This is a genomic window from Curtobacterium sp. MCBA15_004, from assembly GCF_001865055.2.
Lineage (GTDB): Bacteria > Actinomycetota > Actinomycetes > Actinomycetales > Microbacteriaceae > Curtobacterium.
Genome location: NZ_CP126266.1, coordinates 511,026 through 526,323 on the forward strand (window position 1 = coordinate 511,026; position 15,298 = coordinate 526,323).

General features: G+C 71.4%; 16 protein-coding genes and 1 tRNA gene. 5 read left to right on the top strand and 12 right to left on the bottom strand.

Translation table 11 applies throughout. The features are described 5' to 3' along the window. Positions 1–184: 184 nt before the first annotated feature. From QOL16_RS02495 to QOL16_RS02530, 8 genes are all read right to left on the bottom strand, one after another. The gene (locus QOL16_RS02495) at positions 185–1,231 is read right to left on the bottom strand and encodes an NAD(P)-dependent alcohol dehydrogenase (RefSeq protein ID WP_065962516.1); all 1,047 of its coding nucleotides are present in this window, start codon (positions 1,229–1,231) and stop codon (positions 185–187) included. Positions 1,232–1,631: 400 nt separating this feature from the next. Continuing rightward, complete coding sequence (locus QOL16_RS02500) at positions 1,632–2,684, bottom strand: glycerate kinase (protein ID WP_071283802.1); 1,053 nt, start codon at positions 2,682–2,684, stop codon at positions 1,632–1,634. Between the two features lie 9 nt (positions 2,685–2,693). Next, the gene (locus QOL16_RS02505) at positions 2,694–3,818 is read right to left on the bottom strand and encodes an FAD-dependent oxidoreductase (protein WP_071283805.1); all 1,125 of its coding nucleotides are present in this window, start codon (positions 3,816–3,818) and stop codon (positions 2,694–2,696) included. Positions 3,819–3,914: 96 nt separating this feature from the next. Next, positions 3,915–4,553 (bottom strand): hypothetical protein, encoded by a 639-nt coding sequence (locus QOL16_RS02510; protein ID WP_139266361.1) that lies wholly within the window; start codon positions 4,551–4,553, stop codon positions 3,915–3,917. Between the two features lie 302 nt (positions 4,554–4,855). Next, entirely contained in the window at positions 4,856–5,431 is a 576-nt protein-coding gene (locus tag QOL16_RS02515) for an MFS transporter (RefSeq protein WP_083394973.1), read from the bottom strand. Further along, entirely contained in the window at positions 5,368–6,036 is a 669-nt protein-coding gene (locus QOL16_RS02520) for an MFS transporter (RefSeq protein ID WP_217637620.1), read from the bottom strand. Before QOL16_RS02520 ends, QOL16_RS02515 begins: the two co-directional genes overlap by 64 nt. A gap of 114 nt (positions 6,037–6,150) precedes the next feature. Next, positions 6,151–6,582 carry a VOC family protein gene (locus QOL16_RS02525; RefSeq protein ID WP_071283808.1) on the bottom strand — a complete coding sequence of 144 codons (432 nt, stop codon included), beginning with the start codon at positions 6,580–6,582 and terminating at the stop codon, positions 6,151–6,153. Between the two features lie 98 nt (positions 6,583–6,680). Then, entirely contained in the window at positions 6,681–7,358 is a 678-nt protein-coding gene (locus tag QOL16_RS02530) for a DUF2625 family protein (RefSeq protein ID WP_071283870.1), read from the bottom strand. A gap of 332 nt (positions 7,359–7,690) precedes the next feature. On the opposite strand from QOL16_RS02530, the gene QOL16_RS02535 reads away from it, so the two are divergent. Then, entirely contained in the window at positions 7,691–8,149 is a 459-nt protein-coding gene (locus QOL16_RS02535) for a hypothetical protein (protein ID WP_071283811.1), read from the top strand. A 168-nt stretch (positions 8,150–8,317) separates the two neighbouring features. Further along, positions 8,318–8,689 (top strand): hypothetical protein, encoded by a 372-nt coding sequence (locus QOL16_RS02540; RefSeq protein ID WP_071283815.1) that lies wholly within the window; start codon positions 8,318–8,320, stop codon positions 8,687–8,689. A gap of 43 nt (positions 8,690–8,732) precedes the next feature. Here the strand turns inward: QOL16_RS02540 and QOL16_RS17245 are convergent, their stop codons facing one another. Beyond that, positions 8,733–9,116, bottom strand: a complete 384-nt coding sequence (locus QOL16_RS17245; RefSeq protein ID WP_083394976.1) for a cold shock domain-containing protein — start codon at positions 9,114–9,116, stop codon at positions 8,733–8,735. 378 nt (positions 9,117–9,494) lie between these two features. Here QOL16_RS17245 and QOL16_RS02550 point away from each other — a divergent pair, with 378 nt between their 5' ends. Next, positions 9,495–9,899 carry a hypothetical protein gene (locus QOL16_RS02550; RefSeq protein WP_071283818.1) on the top strand — a complete coding sequence of 135 codons (405 nt, stop codon included), beginning with the start codon at positions 9,495–9,497 and terminating at the stop codon, positions 9,897–9,899. Between the two features lie 354 nt (positions 9,900–10,253). Here the strand turns inward: QOL16_RS02550 and QOL16_RS02555 are convergent. Next, a tRNA-Gly gene (locus QOL16_RS02555) sits at positions 10,254–10,324 on the bottom strand. A gap of 249 nt (positions 10,325–10,573) precedes the next feature. Between QOL16_RS02555 and QOL16_RS02560 the strand changes: the two genes are divergently transcribed. Together QOL16_RS02560 and QOL16_RS02565 are read left to right on the top strand one after the other, a co-directional pair. Beyond that, on the top strand, positions 10,574–11,665 hold the full coding sequence (locus QOL16_RS02560) for a DUF6177 family protein (protein WP_065964468.1): 1,092 nt from the start codon (positions 10,574–10,576) through the stop codon (positions 11,663–11,665). 1 nt (position 11,666) lies between these two features. After that, positions 11,667–12,002 (top strand): hypothetical protein, encoded by a 336-nt coding sequence (locus tag QOL16_RS02565; RefSeq protein ID WP_139197570.1) that lies wholly within the window; start codon positions 11,667–11,669, stop codon positions 12,000–12,002. Between the two features lie 15 nt (positions 12,003–12,017). Here QOL16_RS02565 and QOL16_RS02570 read toward each other — a convergent pair whose 3' ends face one another. Together QOL16_RS02570 and QOL16_RS02575 are read right to left on the bottom strand one after the other, a co-directional pair. Then, positions 12,018–14,063: a cytochrome c oxidase assembly protein gene (locus tag QOL16_RS02570; RefSeq protein WP_071283821.1), complete on the bottom strand. Its 2,046-nt coding sequence runs from the start codon at positions 14,061–14,063 to the stop codon at positions 12,018–12,020. 112 nt (positions 14,064–14,175) lie between these two features. Beyond that, positions 14,176–15,273 carry a GNAT family N-acetyltransferase gene (locus QOL16_RS02575; protein WP_071283824.1) on the bottom strand — a complete coding sequence of 366 codons (1,098 nt, stop codon included), beginning with the start codon at positions 15,271–15,273 and terminating at the stop codon, positions 14,176–14,178. Positions 15,274–15,298 lie beyond the last annotated feature (25 nt).

Sequence of the window (15,298 nt, forward strand, 5' to 3'; positions counted from 1 at the left end):
CGCGGACAGTGCCCGGCGCGACGGACGGAGCCGGTGGCCCGCGTTGCGCGGACAGCGGACAGCGGACAGCGGTCGGACCGACGGACGGGAGGCGCGGTGCGGGCCCGCACCGCGCCTCCCGTCCGTCTCCCGGTCACGTCGCGGACGTGACCGGACCGCCGGGCGCGACCCGGCGGCGGGCCGGTCAGGCCAGGGTGGCCGCGTCGATGACGAAGCGGTACCGGACGTCCGAGGACAGCACGCGCTCGTACGCCTCGTTGATCTTGTCGGCGCTGATGAGCTCGGTCTCGGGCAGGATGCCGTGCTCGGCGCAGAAGTCGAGCATCTCCTGGGTCTCCGCGATGCCGCCGATCGCCGAGCCGGCCCAGCTGAGCCGGCGCGGGATGAGCGCGAAGGCCGGGACCTCGAGCGGCTCGGACGGTGCGCCGACGTTGACCAGCGTGCCGTCGACCTGGAGCAGGCCGAGGTAGGCCTGCATGTCGAGCTTGGCCGAGACGGTGTTGATGATGAGCTCGAACGAGCCGGCGAGCTGCTCGAACGTGGCGGGGTCCTTCGTGGCGAAGTGGGCCTTCGCGCCGTAGCGGAGCGAGTCCTCCTGCTTCGAGGTCGTCTGCGACAGCACGGTGACCTCGGCGCCGAGCGCGACCGCGATCTTCACGGCCATGTGGCCGAGGCCGCCCATGCCGACGACGGCGACCTTCGAGCCGGGGCCGACCTTCCAGTGGTGCAGCGGCGAGTAGGTCGTGATGCCGGCGCAGAGCAGCGGCGCGACCTTCTCGATGTCGAGCGACTCCGGGACGCGGAGGACGAAGTCCTCCTTGACGACGACGGCCTGCGAGTAGCCGCCCTGCGTGATCGTGCCGTCGGCGCGGTCGACGCTCGCGTAGGTGCCGGTGTTGCCCTCGAGGCAGTACTGCTCCTGGCCGGCGCGGCACTGCTCGCACTCGCCGCACGAGTCGACCATGCAGCCGACGCCGACGCGGTCGCCGACCTGGTGCTTCGTGACCTCGCTGCCGACGGCGACCACGTGGCCGACGATCTCGTGGCCGACGACCTGCGGGTACTGGATGGGCCCCCACTCGCCACGGACGGTGTGGATGTCCGAGTGGCAGATGCCGGCGTAGGCGATGTCGATCTCGACGTCGTGCGGGCCGAGGTCACGGCGGGTGATGGTGGTCTTGACGAGCGGCTCGGTGGCCGACGGTGCCGCGTACGCGTTGACGGTGCGCATTGGTCTCCTCGTGGTGGTGCTTCGCGGGCCGGGTGCGGCCCGCGCTCCAGTGTGGACGCGCGCCCTGGGGACAGGGAGGTTGCGATGGGGTCCCCCTGTCGTGCCGGGGCGGGCGTGTCACGGGCGGTGCGGTCGGTCGCGCCGGGTGGTGCGGCCCGGTCGCGCCGGGAGGTGCGGTCGGTCGCGTCGGCGCGGCGTGCCCGGCGTGGTCCGCGTTGCGCCCGCCGAAGCGACAGATCCCGGGTGGCCGCGCCGGTCTTCCTCGCCGAAGCGACAGATCCCGGCGGATGGTTCGACGGGAACTGTCGCTTTCGCGAGCCGCCGCGTCCGCCGCGTCCGCCGCGTCCGCCGCGCTCGCCGCGTCCGCCGCGTCCGCCGGAACCGCCCCGGCCGCGCCCGCTCAGCTGACCAGCCGCGCCAGCCGCTCCCCCGCGATCGTCGCGAACCGCAACGGATCCCGCAGGGCGTCGTCCGGCTCCCCGGTCGTCTGCGTCGCGAGCACCACGAGCGAGGCCGCCGCGTCGAAGGCGTCGAGCGGGGCGTCGACCTCGCCGGCCACGAGCAGCGCCCGGGCCGCCGGAGCCCGCTCGGCCCGGAGCGCCAGCACGACCGACGGCACCTTGCCCGCGGCGCTCTGCGCGTCGAAGCGTCCCTCGCCGGTGACCACCACGTCGGCCCCGTCGAGCAGCCCGGGCAACCCGAGCAGCTCCGCGACCGCACGCGCCCCGGGCACGAGCGTCGCGCCCCACACGAGCAGCCCGAACCCGACGCCGCCCGCCGCCCCGGCTCCGGGGGTCGCCGGGTCGACCGACGGGAACCGGCCGGCCCACTCGGTCAACCGGGCCTCGGCGTCGGCGACGCGGTCGGCCGCCAGGCCCTTCTGCGGACCGAACACGGCCGCGGCACCCGTCGGCCCGAGCAGCGGCGACACCACGTCGGTGAGCACGACGACGCCACCGGCCGGGAGCGGACGGAGCCCGGCAGTGTCGGATCCGGCGACGTCCAGACCCAGCGCCTCGAGCACCGGTCGTCCCCCGTCGGTCGAGGCGCTCCCGCCGATCCCGAGCACGAGTCCGGTCGCCCCGGCGTCGAGCGCCGCGGCGATCGCCTCGCCGAACCCGCGGCTCGTCGCCGTCTCCGGCCGCAGGTCTCCGCCGAGGAGCGGCAGCCCGCTCGTCGCCGCGAGCTCGACGACCGCGCGGCCGTCCGGCAGGCGCAGCCAGTGGGCGTCCACGGGGTCGCCGGCGGGACCGGTCACCCGGACGGGGACCCGCTCGGCGTCGGGGAACGCCGCGGCGAACGCGTCGATCGTGCCCTCGCCACCGTCGGCCGTCGGTGCGGCGAGGACGTCGTCGCCCGGACGCTCGGTCAGCCAGCCGGCACGGACAGCCGTGGCGACCTCGGCCGCGGTCGCGGTGCCCTTGAAGGAGTCGGGAGCGATGACGATGCGCACCGCGCCACGCTACCGGGACCGGAGCGCGAACCGGGGGTGCGGTGCCCCGCCGGTGGCCAGGTCGGCGACGAGTTCGCCGAGCAGCGGCGCGAACTTGAACCCGTGACCGGAGAACCCGGTCGCGACCGTGACCGGCCCGCGGCGATCGAGCACGAAGTCCTCGTCGGGCGTGGTGTCGTACAGGCAGCTGATGAAGGTCGGACGGCTCGCGTCGACGCCGGGGACGTACCGGGCGACGTACTCCTGCAGCCGTGCGGCCTCGTCCGCCCGAGGCGTGTGGTCCCGGTCGTCGGGGTCGACGACCGGTCCGGTGCCGTGGAACCCGACCTTCACGCCCTCGCCGGGGGTGAGCAACCCGTACACGTCGTCGCCGTCCGCCCAGTGCACGAACGACGGCCACTCCGCGTCCGGCAGGTGGCTGGGGAAGTGGGCGGGCTGCTCCTGGGTGACGCGGACGGCCGGGAGGCGCGCCCCGCGTGCCGCGAGCACGTCGCCCACCAGCGTGGGCGCCCACGACCCCACGGCGGCGACCACGGACCGGGTCCGGACCGTCTCGCGCTCGCCGGCTGCGCCGACGAGCGACACCTCGACGGTGTCGCCGCAGTCGACGAGCCGCTCGACCCGCGTCCCGTAGCGCAGTTCGGCGAGGCCGGTCGCGGACGCCCGGTCGAGGAACGTCTCGATCGCCACCGCCGACCGGATGCGCCCGGCGGTCGCGTGGGCGAGCACGTGCCCCTCGAAGGCGATGCCCGGCCAGCGCGTGGCGGCCTCGGCGGGGGAGAGGCGCTCGTTCGGGATGCCGGCGTCGTCGAGCTCCCGCGCGATCGCGTCGACGACCTCGGGACGACCGTGGTCGACGGCGCCGGTGCGGTCGAGCAGCGTCGTACCCGTCTCGTGCTCGAGCGCCTCCCACAGCGCGAGCGCGCGGGTCGTCAGCGCGACGTACTCCGGGTCGGTGTAGCCCTGCCGGAAGATGCGGGTCGCGCCGTGCGACGAGCCCTCGTGGTGTCCGCGCGGGTGCTGGTCGACGAGCAGGACGCGCTCGCCGCGGTGGGTCAGGGCGTCGGCGGTCGCCGCACCGACCACCCCGCCGCCGACGACGACGTGGACGGCAGCGGGGTCGGTCGTGGGCATGGCGCGATCGTAGTGCGGACCCCCGGCACGGACGACCTGGCCCTCCCGGGTCCGTCCGTGCCGTGCCCGAGCGCCGACGGGCTCAGCTCGACGGGCTCAGCTCGTCGGGACCATCTCGGCGTAGAAGTCCTTCGCGGTGACCTGCGTGCCGTCGTTCCCCGAGGCGGCGACCCGCACGTACTCCAGGTCGAGGGTCGGCGTGGGGTCGGTCACCGAGAATGCGCACCAGCCCGATCCCGACTGGCCCTGGTCGACCTTCTCGAGCGGCGGGTACCCGGCGTCGCGCATGGCGTCCTCGATCACGGTCGTCGTGCCCTGCGAGGCGTACGACTCGGTGCGCCCGTGGGCCTTCACGCGGAGCGTGCCGCAGTCGACCGTCGAGTAGTACTTCGTGCCGGCGGTCACGGCGACGTGCACGAGCACCTGTTCGTCGTCGTCCCGGTCCGCAAGGCCCGACTGCGCCGAGGTCCACGGGAACTTCCGCACGACCTGGTCGGCCTGCACCTCGTGGCCCATCTGGTCGTCGACGATCTTGTCCGAGGTCACGGTGACGGCGCCGGAGGCGACCGCGTCCCCGGTGGCCGCGGGCGTCGGGGAGGGCGTCGACGCGGCAGCGCTCCGCGTCGTGGTCGGGCGGTCGTCGTCGGCGCGGTCGGCGGCGCCGGTCGAGCAGCCGGTCAGGGCGAAGGCGACGACGGCGATGCCGGCGACGGCCAGGGATGCGTGGTGACGCATGGTGTCCTCTCGGTCGTGGACGCCGAGGGACACGGTCCGCCCCCCAGCGGTGCCACGGCCTCTGATCGGGCAGCCGTGGCGGAGTGGTCGCGCGGCCGCACGCCCCCGCGTGCGCCCCGGCGCCGCCCCGCAGGCCGGCCGCGCTCGTGGTGACCGAGGCGCGTCGACGCTACCCCATCGCGGGCGGGGGCTGATGACGTTGGGTGGGACCTCGGGCTGGCGTCCGCGGCGCGCCCCCTTCGCCTTCGCGATCTGCATCCCTCGCGCGTCCGGGCTCGGGCCAGGTGTACCGCGACGCCGTCTCAACGGCCGATCGGCTGTCGAGACGGCGTTGGGAGCCGTCCGGTTCGGCGGGCCGCGGCCTTGAGGAGGGGTTGTGCTGCGGCCAGGGGGACGGTGAGCGGTCCCAGGGTCCACCAGGTGCCGGCGACGTGTAGGTGGCTGATGAGCTGCGTGCCGAGGATCGGCCCGACCGTTGCGGCGATGCCCCAGCTCACGCCGTAGACCGACATGTACCGGCCCCGAGCGCTGGCGGGTGCGATCGCGGCGACGAGCGCGTAGGCGTGTCCGAGGAGGAGCAGGTCACCGATGCTCCACACCACGGTTGCACCAATCAGTCCGGGCAGCGTGGTCGTCAGCCCGGTGAGAACGAACCCGGCACCGAGTACGACGAACCCGACTGCGAGAGCAGAGAAGTGACTGATCCGGCTGATCGGTCCTCGCATGACCAGCGGTTGCCCGACGACGATGGTGATTCCGGACACCGCGAACAGCGCCCCGACGAGGGAGGGGCGCAGACCGTCAGCGGCCAGGGTCAGGGGCAGGGCGACGTTGAGTTGGAGGTACAGGACCGCGAAGCCGGTCCCGGTGAGCAGCATTCCGTGCAGCAGGGGTCCCGCCAGGGACTGCGCTCGGCCCGTCCCTCGTCAACCGGCAACGCGTTGGGCGCGACGGACGCGCGGGCGCGTAGCCCGGTCAGGACGAGCACGGCGCATGCGAGCCCGGTCACGGCGTCAACGACGAACAGGAGCCGGAGGTCGATCCCGCCGACAGTCGCAGCGAGGACCCCGGCGAGGACGCCAGCGCCGGCGAGGGCGGCTGAGTACAGCGCGTAGGCGGTCGCGCGGTCGCGGTCGCCCTCCACGACGTCCGCGACGAGTGCATGCGAGGGTGGTTTGTAGATTTCGAACGCCAGGCCGATCAGCACAGCGGCCGCCGCCGCGGTGGCAGGGTTCGCTGCTGCAGCGAGGGCGAGTTGGAATGCGGCGGTGAGGCTCAGACCGAGGACGATGGTGTTGCGGAGGCCGAGCTTGTCGGTGAGGTATCCGCCGATGATGCGCGAGGGGATGGTCGCGGCGCCGAACAGCGCGACGATCAGGCCGGCGGTGGCGACTGGGGTTTCGAAGTCGGAGACGAGGACCACGGTCAGGAACGGCAGCGTGAACGCTCCGAGTCGGTTCACAGTAGGGGCGACGACGAGCACCCAGACCTCGGCTGGCAGTACCCGCCACCGTGCTGGCGCTACCCGTACCCACTTCAACCCCACAACGTCACGGTAGCGACCACCAGAGGGACAGTGCCTTGCCCATGGGATCGGCTACCGGGCGGTTGATCGTCGCCCGAGTGAGGACTGGAACCGCACGAGGTTTCCGTCAGGGTCCTGGACAAGGAATTGATGCACGCCGGCTTCTTCCTCGCCGACGACGTACCACTTCGTCTCGGGCTGCATGAACAGTTCGACGCCAGCCCGTCCGAGGACCTGCGCCAACGTCTCAGAGTCCGGCACCGTGATCTGGAAATTCACCCCGCGGCCGAGCGGGCGCTCAAGAGGTCCCGTAACCCAATCACGACCCACGCCCGCTTGTTCGAGCATCAGATGCGCGGAACCGAGCGTGATGTACGCGAAGCGTTCCTCAGGGCGCGAGTAGGCGACGTCAAAGCCACACAAGTTGCACCAGAACTCGAGGCTTTGCTCCAGGTCGACCACGAGCAGTTCGGGGACGAGCGAGGGTTCGAGGGATCCAGTCACCGGCTCATCGTCGCAGTCCTCGCACTGCTGGTAGTCCCAGTAGCCGATCGGCTAACGGACAGCGAACCGACACCGCGTCTGTTCGGACCCGGATCTCGTCACGCGGACCAGACCGGCAGGGGGACCAAAGACTCAGGCTGCCCGTCAAACTGTCGCACGATGTTGTTGTGGAGTCTGATCAATTCCACGAACGGCACCGCGCGTCGATTTGCTTCAGCCACGTCCTTGCCTTCGGCGGTGAACGGGAAGGGGTACGCGGAGATCCCCTCCCGCGGCCGCAACGACCGAACTTCGGCCTCCCACCCTGGCCACCTCAGCGAACCGTAGAAATCGGTGGTGGCTCCGCGGAGCATCGCTGACACGAAGGCGGAGTGGCTCAGCTCTAGGCCCTCCCACCGGAGCGTGTCCACCGAGAAGTGGTGGACCGTTCCGTCCCCGCTTCCCAACGCACCTCCATCCAAAGCGAACACGCCGCCCAGGATGTCGAACCCGACGACGAGCAGGCCACGAGCGTCGGCGTTGGCTTCGTCCAGCCCGGGGAGTTGGTCCCCAGAGCTTCCGCCGAGGAGACGGAGCCATCCACTGTCGACCAGGACACCTGAAGTGTTCAGGGCGAGGGCTCCGAGGTAGGAACGATCGGTGAGCGACAGCTTTTCCGCGGTCAGCGACTCGGACCTCGGCGGCCTCACCTGATTGTGCACAGGGGAGGACCGAATCAACCCCGCGAGCTCCGCCCACGCTTCTGCTCCTGGTTCCGACATCCGTTCATGATGCATGACGACGTCCCGCGGCACGCACGAGCCGCCCTGCACGATGGCGCGTGCCGAGTGCCCGGTGAACGATCGGTTGCCGAGACGCGATGAACTCGACAGCAAGGCACTCGTGGAGGCACCTCACGCAACTCGTGTGTACAGAGAGCGGCACCGGGCCGCTAGCGGAACGTTCGCTGGAGCGTTAGGTCCGCACCTGATCGGGAGGGCTCCCTCATGGCGGTCAGAACCTGATCGGCGGAGGATCACGGTTGTGGTGAGGGGGTACCCGAGTTCGTCACCGGTGCTGTGGGGTTCTGACCGGCTGGTGGGCTGGGTGTGTACGAGATGAGGCGACTATGACGGTCGTGCGGGCGGCGCAGCTTCCGGTGGGGCAGCTCGTGCCGGGTCCGACGGTGTGGTTTTGGCAACGCGTGATGATCGTGTCCTTCGGCGCGTTCCTCACCGCGCTGGCATCCGTTCCGTTCACCGCGCCTGCGTTCCAGCCGAGCGAGAGCACTGCTGAGGTGAAGGTTTGGGGAGTCGTGTTCGTCTCGACGTTCTTCCCGATCCTCGTCATCGGTTTCGGCGCTTACTGGGCGATGGGCCGAACGCTCCTGCGCGAGATCGCGCAGGGCTACACCACCGATCGGTCCACGCTGACGCACTTCGAGGTGCGCGACCGGCGCGGCCAGGTCATCCCGCCGGGTGATCGGCGTTTGTCCGTGGCGCGGCGCATGGTAGCTACTTTCATCATTCTCGGAACAGCCTGCAGCGCTGCCGCACCCTTGTTGTGGCTCGCCCGTCTGATGCTGTGACCGGGTCCGTGTCGCCGCGAGAACTTCCGTCCGGTGAGCCATCGGTTTGCGGACGGGAGGTAGCTTCGAGCCCGGAAGGACGAACGGTATGCAGACTGGGCGGATCGTCTCGGAGATCCTGGCCTTCCTGGTGCTGCTGCGTACTGGTAGGCAGCACACGGCACGCTCGTGCAGCAGCTCTACCTGACTGGTCATGCCGCGTTTCCCCAGGACGCCGCTGCTCTGATGGCGACGAAGGGGAGCGCAGAGGTCTGTCGCGCACTGTCGTTCGAGAACGGGACGTCAACCTACGTACTGGAACTCCTGGCGCAGCACGCCGACGCCGACTTCGAAGCGATCGCCGGCAACTGGAACGCGCCCGTGGCGCGGAAGCTCGACCTTCTGCCGTGGAAACACACGCGCCGGAGCATCGAGAAGTTCTACGCAGCAGTCCGTGCCTCACCTGAAGAGCGAGCCGAGCTCGACCATTTCCACAACACGCTCGGCGACAGATCGCGTCGAACGCTCGGCGACGTCTGGTCGAGGATCCGCCGAGCCTGACTCGAAGACGCGTTCCTCGGACCGATCCTCGATCGACTACCGATCAACTCCTCGAAACGCTGTGCGCTCGGAAGAAGTACCCGTCCTGTCCGCTTGGGTAGGGCTCGACCTCGAACCGCACGGTCTGGCCTGGCTGCAGCGAGAGGAAGCCAGGCCCATCGAGCACCGAAAAGTGCGCAAAGACGTCAGACTCGAGCGCCGTCGACCGAAGGGCGCCCCAGCCCTCGTCATCGCTCCACCAAACACAAACACCCTCGACGATTTGCACGACCGCAACGTACCCGAAGAGGCGTCCGGCCGCCGATCGATCATCAGTACGGGGTGTTGTCAGCGCCCTAGAGTGCCGCTGTGGATGAGCGAGCAGCACCGAGGCGGCGCCCCTCACGGCGGGGCCGCACTCTCGCGCTCGGCGCGACCGGTGCCACACTGCTCATCCTCGCACTCATCTGCGCCTGCGGAAGCGACCTGCACCAAGGCGTCGGTGTCGCCGCTTGCCAATCGCGACAAGTGCCAGACGGCTTCCCTCCGGAGGGCATTCGGACAGCCCACCGGACCCTCGTCCCGCTCGGCACCCCGTGCGGGTTCGAGTCTCAGTCTGGTCGGTCGGTCCTGTCTCCGGAAACCGACTGGCGAGCAACCTGGATCGCAGCCGGAGGCTCCGTGCTCCTCGCCGGCGCGATCACTCTCATAGCGTCGCGACGTCCACGTGGGGTCGATAAACAGAACGCCCGATAGCCGATCGACTACCGAACGGCCATCCCCGTGCGCGCGATAGGCGTCACGCTGAGCGTTCTACGATCTGAGCATGCCGACGGTCGTGTTTTACGGGGACTCCATCGTTACGGGTTGGCGAGGGATCAGCTCGCCGAACAAAAGGTGGACGACGATCGTGTCGGAGCGTCTCGGCTGGCGTGAGTTGAATCTCGCGATCAACGGCGTTGGCTTCGTGCGACGCCGGGGCGCGGACCGAACTGACGACGGCGAGGCGCTTGGGCTCCTTCCCGACTACCCGCCCGGATGGAAAGCCGTCCGGCAGATCCTGCAAGAAGAGACGCATCGGGTGGGCCTGCGACTGGTTCCGGGACTCGCAACAGCGATCAACCGCAACGATGCACTCCTCTGCTCCGACGGAGTGCACCCTGACGACGCCGGGCACGCGGCTCTTGCCGACAGCATCGAGCCGCACCTACGCGCCGCGCTGTTCCAGTAGAGGTCTGCACCCGCGTCCGATAGCCGGCCGCCCATCGCGCTCGGCGACGTCGACAACGCGGAGTCTCGTGCTGCGGGCGAGATCGCGGCGTCGCTGCGGCCTCCGCTCGCCTTGCCCCACCGAGGCCCTCGTCCCAGATGGGTGGTCCGCAATCCTCCTCAGTGAAGGTGCGTCAGGCGGACGCGCCACTCGGACTCCTCACGCTCGGGGAGCGAGACGGACCCGCGCCCCACCCTGGTCGCGTCGAGCGAAGAGTCGTGTGCGAGGGAGCCGAGTCACGTGCGAGGCGACAGCTAGCGCGAGAACAGTCTCATCTAGGTCGAGAAACGACAACCGCGCGGAACGAGAGAAGAGAGCGAGTGACGGGAATCGAACCCGCGCTACCAGCTTGGGAAGCTGGAGTTCTACCATTGAACTACACTCGCGCATCCCGCCGAACGGGACGCCACAAGCCTAGCGGATCCCGGGCTGGACGCCAGCCGTGTGCACCCCGCGCGTCGCGCGGCGGACGCGAGCCGCGCCTCCCGGCCGGCCCATGCGGGCACCGTGCGCGACACGTGTCGCCGCTCTGCGCCTCCCCGTGTCTCCCCTGTGAGGTGCGCACCTCCACGGACAGTCCGGGGGCCCGTGTGTACCGTCCAGGGGGATCGAGCGCCCTACCCGAGGAGGACCGGATGGTCAGGCATCCCCTCATCGACGACGTGGTCGGCCCCGCCATCGTGGTGCGGTCCGCGTCGCCGGTCGTCTGGTTGACCGAGTCCCTCGCCGCACTGCTGCGACGGGCGTCGGAGTCCGGCCGCACGGTCGTGCTCCGCACCGGCCAGGAGGCGGCGCTCACCCCCGCCCTGCGGCACGCGCTGGGCGCACACAACGCCGCATGGCTCGTGGACGGCCCCGGCGGATCGCTGCGGGACGGCAGGACCGGCGTCGCCGCCTCCGGCGTCGAGGACGTCGTGCACCACGGACCGGAGCTCCTCGGACCGCCGTCGCCGGAGCACCCGGTCTCGACCGGGTCGGTCCGGCAGATCAGCATCGACCTGACCCTGCGGCACCACGCGGACCGCGCGGTCGACATCGGGGCCGCGATCGAGGCGCTGTGCGACACCACCGGGTCCTGCCCGGCGTGGTGGGGCACCAGCGAACCGCTCTCCGTGCCGTGGGACCGCTGGGTCGTCACGCAGTACGCCAAGCACGAGGCGCCGGACGTCTCGACCTCGTACGCAGTCGGCGACGGGTTCTCGGCGACGATGACGGCGCACCTGACCGACGGGGTCGTCGTCGAGACGATGTCCGCCGTGCTCACGATCCCCGAGGACGGCGCCGACCCGGCACTCGCGTCCCGGCTGCTCGACGCGGTGCATCGTGTGGCCGACGAGGTCGACCCGGTGTTCGGTGTCGTGATGCAGCGACGCGGGGACGCCGACCACCTCGTCCGGGCCGTCGCGCACGGCGAGCCGTCGCCCCTCGCGGTCGTCGTCGGTGCCGAGGCGACCACGTTCCTCGACCGCGACGGTGAGTGGCCCCCGCCCCGGACGAGCACCTCGGTGTTCGGCGCCGGCGGGCTCGTGGTCCGCTTCGACGACGGGTGGGAAGCGCTCGAGGCCTTCCTCGACCGCATCGACGAGGACCGCTTCCTGCAGCTCGTCGGCGGTGCCCCGCTCGACCCCGCGCACGACGAGGGCGCGCTCGACGGGCACGACCGCGGCACGCACGCGGGCTCCGGCGTCCGGGACTCGGCGCAGCGGGGCGGTCAGGGTGCCGCGTGACGTGACGCTGCTGTGCCGCGGGCCGGTCGAGACGCGCGACGTGGCGGAGGCGCTGCTGTTGCACGACGACGCCTGGGGTGTCCGGGCCCTCGACGACGGTCCGGTGCTGCAGGTGTGCCGCGACGCGACGCACCCGGTGATCACGGTGCTCGGCGTCCGTCGTGTGGACTCGCTCGACGAGGTCCGGCGGATCCTGCCCGACGCCCCGGAGATGGCGACGCCGCTGTGGTGGGTCGACGCGGTCGCGCCGATCGGCGACGCGGGGGAGCCGGGCATCGACGCGGCACTCGAGGCCTCGTTGGACCTCGACGCCGTGTGCATCGTGCACGGCGACTGAGGTCCGGCCGGCAGGTCAGTCGCGGTCGTGCATCGCGGCGAGGCGGTCGTTGTACGCCTTGAGGTCGGCGTCGCCGTCGCGCTCGGCCTTGCGGTCGAGGCGCTTCGCGTCGCGCTTGTCCGACCGCACCCAGTTGCGCACCACGAGCAGCGCGACGAACACCATCGGCAGCTCCGAGGCGCCCCAGGCGATGCCGCCGCCGGTGTGCTGGTCGTCGAGCAGTGCGGCGTCGTTCGTCTGGCCGAGCGCGTGGAACCAGTCGATCGCGAACACCGACTGCGAGGTCATGACCGCGACGCCGAAGAACGCGTGGAAGGCCAGGGTCGCGAGCAGGGCGATGATGAGGATCGGGTACGCCGGGCGCTTCGGGCCCGGGTCGACGCCGACGAACACCCAGAAGAACAGGTAGCCGCTGAACACGAAGTGCACGACCATCGCGACGTGCCACTCGTGCGACTGCATCGCGTACTGGTAGGCCGGGGTGAAGTAGAACACCACGAGCGAGCCCGCGAAGATCACGCCGGCGACGGCGGGCTTCGCGAGGAACTGCATGTAGCGGGAGTGCGTGAAGAGCATCAGCCACTCGCGGGCGCCGCGGGACCCGTCGTTCCGGACCGGCAGCGTGCGGAGGGCGAGCAGCACCGGGCCGCCGAGCACGAGCGGCAGCGGCACGAACATCATGAGCAGCATGTGCTGGAGCATGTGCGACGAGAAGTGCACCATGCCGTAGACGGCCGGTCCGGCCGAGGTGGTCCAGGCGAACAGGGCGCACCCGAGCAGCCATGCGATGGTGCGGCCGACCGGCCAGGAGTCGCCGCGCTTCCGGAGCGTGCGGACCGCGAGCAGGTACCAGACGGCGCCGACCACGGCCAGCGCGAGCCAGACCCAGTCGATGTGCCACTGCGTCAGGTAGGTCTGCACGGTCTGCGCCGGCGGGTACGGGAAGCCGAGCAGCCCGGAGCGGGTGTCCTGACCGGTCTCGGGCGTCTGGGGGATCGGCGGCTGCGAGCGCGACACCGCGACGGAGACACCGATCGCCACCGCCATGAACACGATCTCGGCGAGGGCGAACCGCACGAACAGGCGTCGGTCGAGCGGGGCGCGCAGGAGCCCGGGCACGAGCTTGCGGCGCTGCACGACACCCGCCAGGCCGAGCGCGACGAGCACGACGGCCTTGACGGTGATGAGCCAGCCGTAGCTCGTCGTGACGAGGTCGAGCGGCCCGGTCAGCCGCAGCGAGGCATTGACGATGCCCGAGAACGCGACCGCGGCGAACGCCCACCCGGCGAGCGTCGAGTACCGGGCGACGACCCGGCCGGTGGCGCCCTTGGTGCGGGTGCGGAGCACGACGACGGCGACGAGTCCGCCGGCCCACACGCAGACCGCGACGAGGTGCACGGCGAGCGAGTTCACCGCGTTCGCGTGCTCGAGGGAGCCGGCCGCGTGCCCGGACAGGGCGAGGGGGAGCAGCGCGAAGAGCCCGAGCACGGTCGCGACCGCCAGGGTGGTGACCCGGGTGGCGAACGCGGCGACGAGCGTGGCGAGCAGGATCGCGACCGCCGACACGACGAGTGCCTGTCCGATCTCGACCTGGAAGGCGAAGAGCAGGAAGTTCCGGGCGAACACCGGGTCCGTCAGCGGGACGCCGAGGGTGTTCGCGCCGGTGAGCACGATGCCGACGACCGCGGCGAGGAACCAGACCGCACCGGCGGCGGCACCCCAGCGGGCGGCGCGGTGCTGCACGCTCGACATCGCGCCGTGGTCCTGCTTCTTGGCGGGGAGCGCGAACGCGGCGACGACGAGCAGGCCGATCGTGAGCGCGGCCGTGGTGTCGTGCACGACGCGGGCGACGGGCAGGCCGTACTCGACGAGGTCACCCGCCGAGACGAGCTGCTGGCCGGCGGTGAACGCACCGGTGAGCGTCATGCCGAGCACGGCGCACGCGACGGCGAGCGGGATCGCGATGACGAGGACCGTCGCGACGGTGGTGTTCCGGGCGGTGACGGGGGCGGGGTCCGGTGCCGTGTCCCCGGGCTGCGTGGCGGCTGACGTGACGGTCATGACCGTCCAATGGTAGGTGCCCCACCTGACACCCCGCCCCCGGTCCGACACCGGCCCTGGACCGGCACCCCGCCCCCGGTCCGGGTGCCGTCGCACACCCGGGCCCCGGTGGTCAGTCGCGGTGCTCCCAGATCCCCTCGCTGCCCACCCCGACGAACCCGACGGCCTCGTTGACGTCGAGCATCGGCCGGTTCTCCTCGGCGTTGAACGTGATGATCGACGGCCGACCGGGGTGGTCCCGCTCCACGGTCTCGATCCCCACGACCTTGAGCAGCCACCCGAGCCGGTGCCCGCGGTGCTCGCGCAGCACGAGCGTGTCCCACTGCATGACGGCTCGGGACGGGTCGTGCGGCACCTTGAGCTGGCTGAAACCGGCCAGGGTGGTGCTCGCGACGTGCTCGACGGCGATCGTCAGCATCGCGTGGGGCCCGTCGGCGAGCTGCTCCTCGGACTCCCGCACGCGGTCCGCGGTCCAGACGTCCTCGGGCTCCGCCATGTCGCCTGCGGGGGCGTCGGTGCTCATCCGGGTGTGCAGGACCGCGACCCCGTCGAGCCACGCGTCCGGTGTGCGGTCGGTCCACGTGTGCACGCGGTACCCGGGCCCGGCGGCGGCCGCAGCGCGGTCGTGCAGGGCGCGCACGACGGACCGGTCGGCGGGGAGCCCGAGCCGACTGATCCGGTTCACCTGTCCGAAGTGCCAGCCGCGGCCGGTCAGGAACCGCACCCCGGCCTCGTCCTCGGGGACCGCGCCGAAGCCCGTCGGCGCCGGGACGAACCCCGGGCCCGTCGCGGGACCGACCTGGCGGGAGACCGCGTACGTCTTGCGCTGCGTGCGGCCCTCGGCCCGGGCGATCCCCTCGATGTGGTCGGCGAGCAGCGTCCCGATCCCGCGGCGCTGCCGGTCCGGCCGGACCCCGACGGCGATCCAGCAGTTCGTCGTGCCGGGCTCGGACTTCGTGTCGTACGAGCCCGACCCGACGACCGAGCCGTCCGGGTCGCGCACGACGAACAGGCGGCTCGGCGACCCGGGCTCGTGGCACATCGGCAGGTACTCGGCCGGCTTCCAGGACAGCTCGGTGAGTCCGTGCACCGCGACCTCGGCGGCGTCGGAGACGGCCAGCCAGTCGCAGAACGCGCGGACGCGCTCCGGGTCGTCGTCCATCGTCGTCGGGACGACGAGTTCCTCGACGACTGTTCCCTGCTCGGTCATGGTGCCCCCGCTGTCGGCCGGTCGG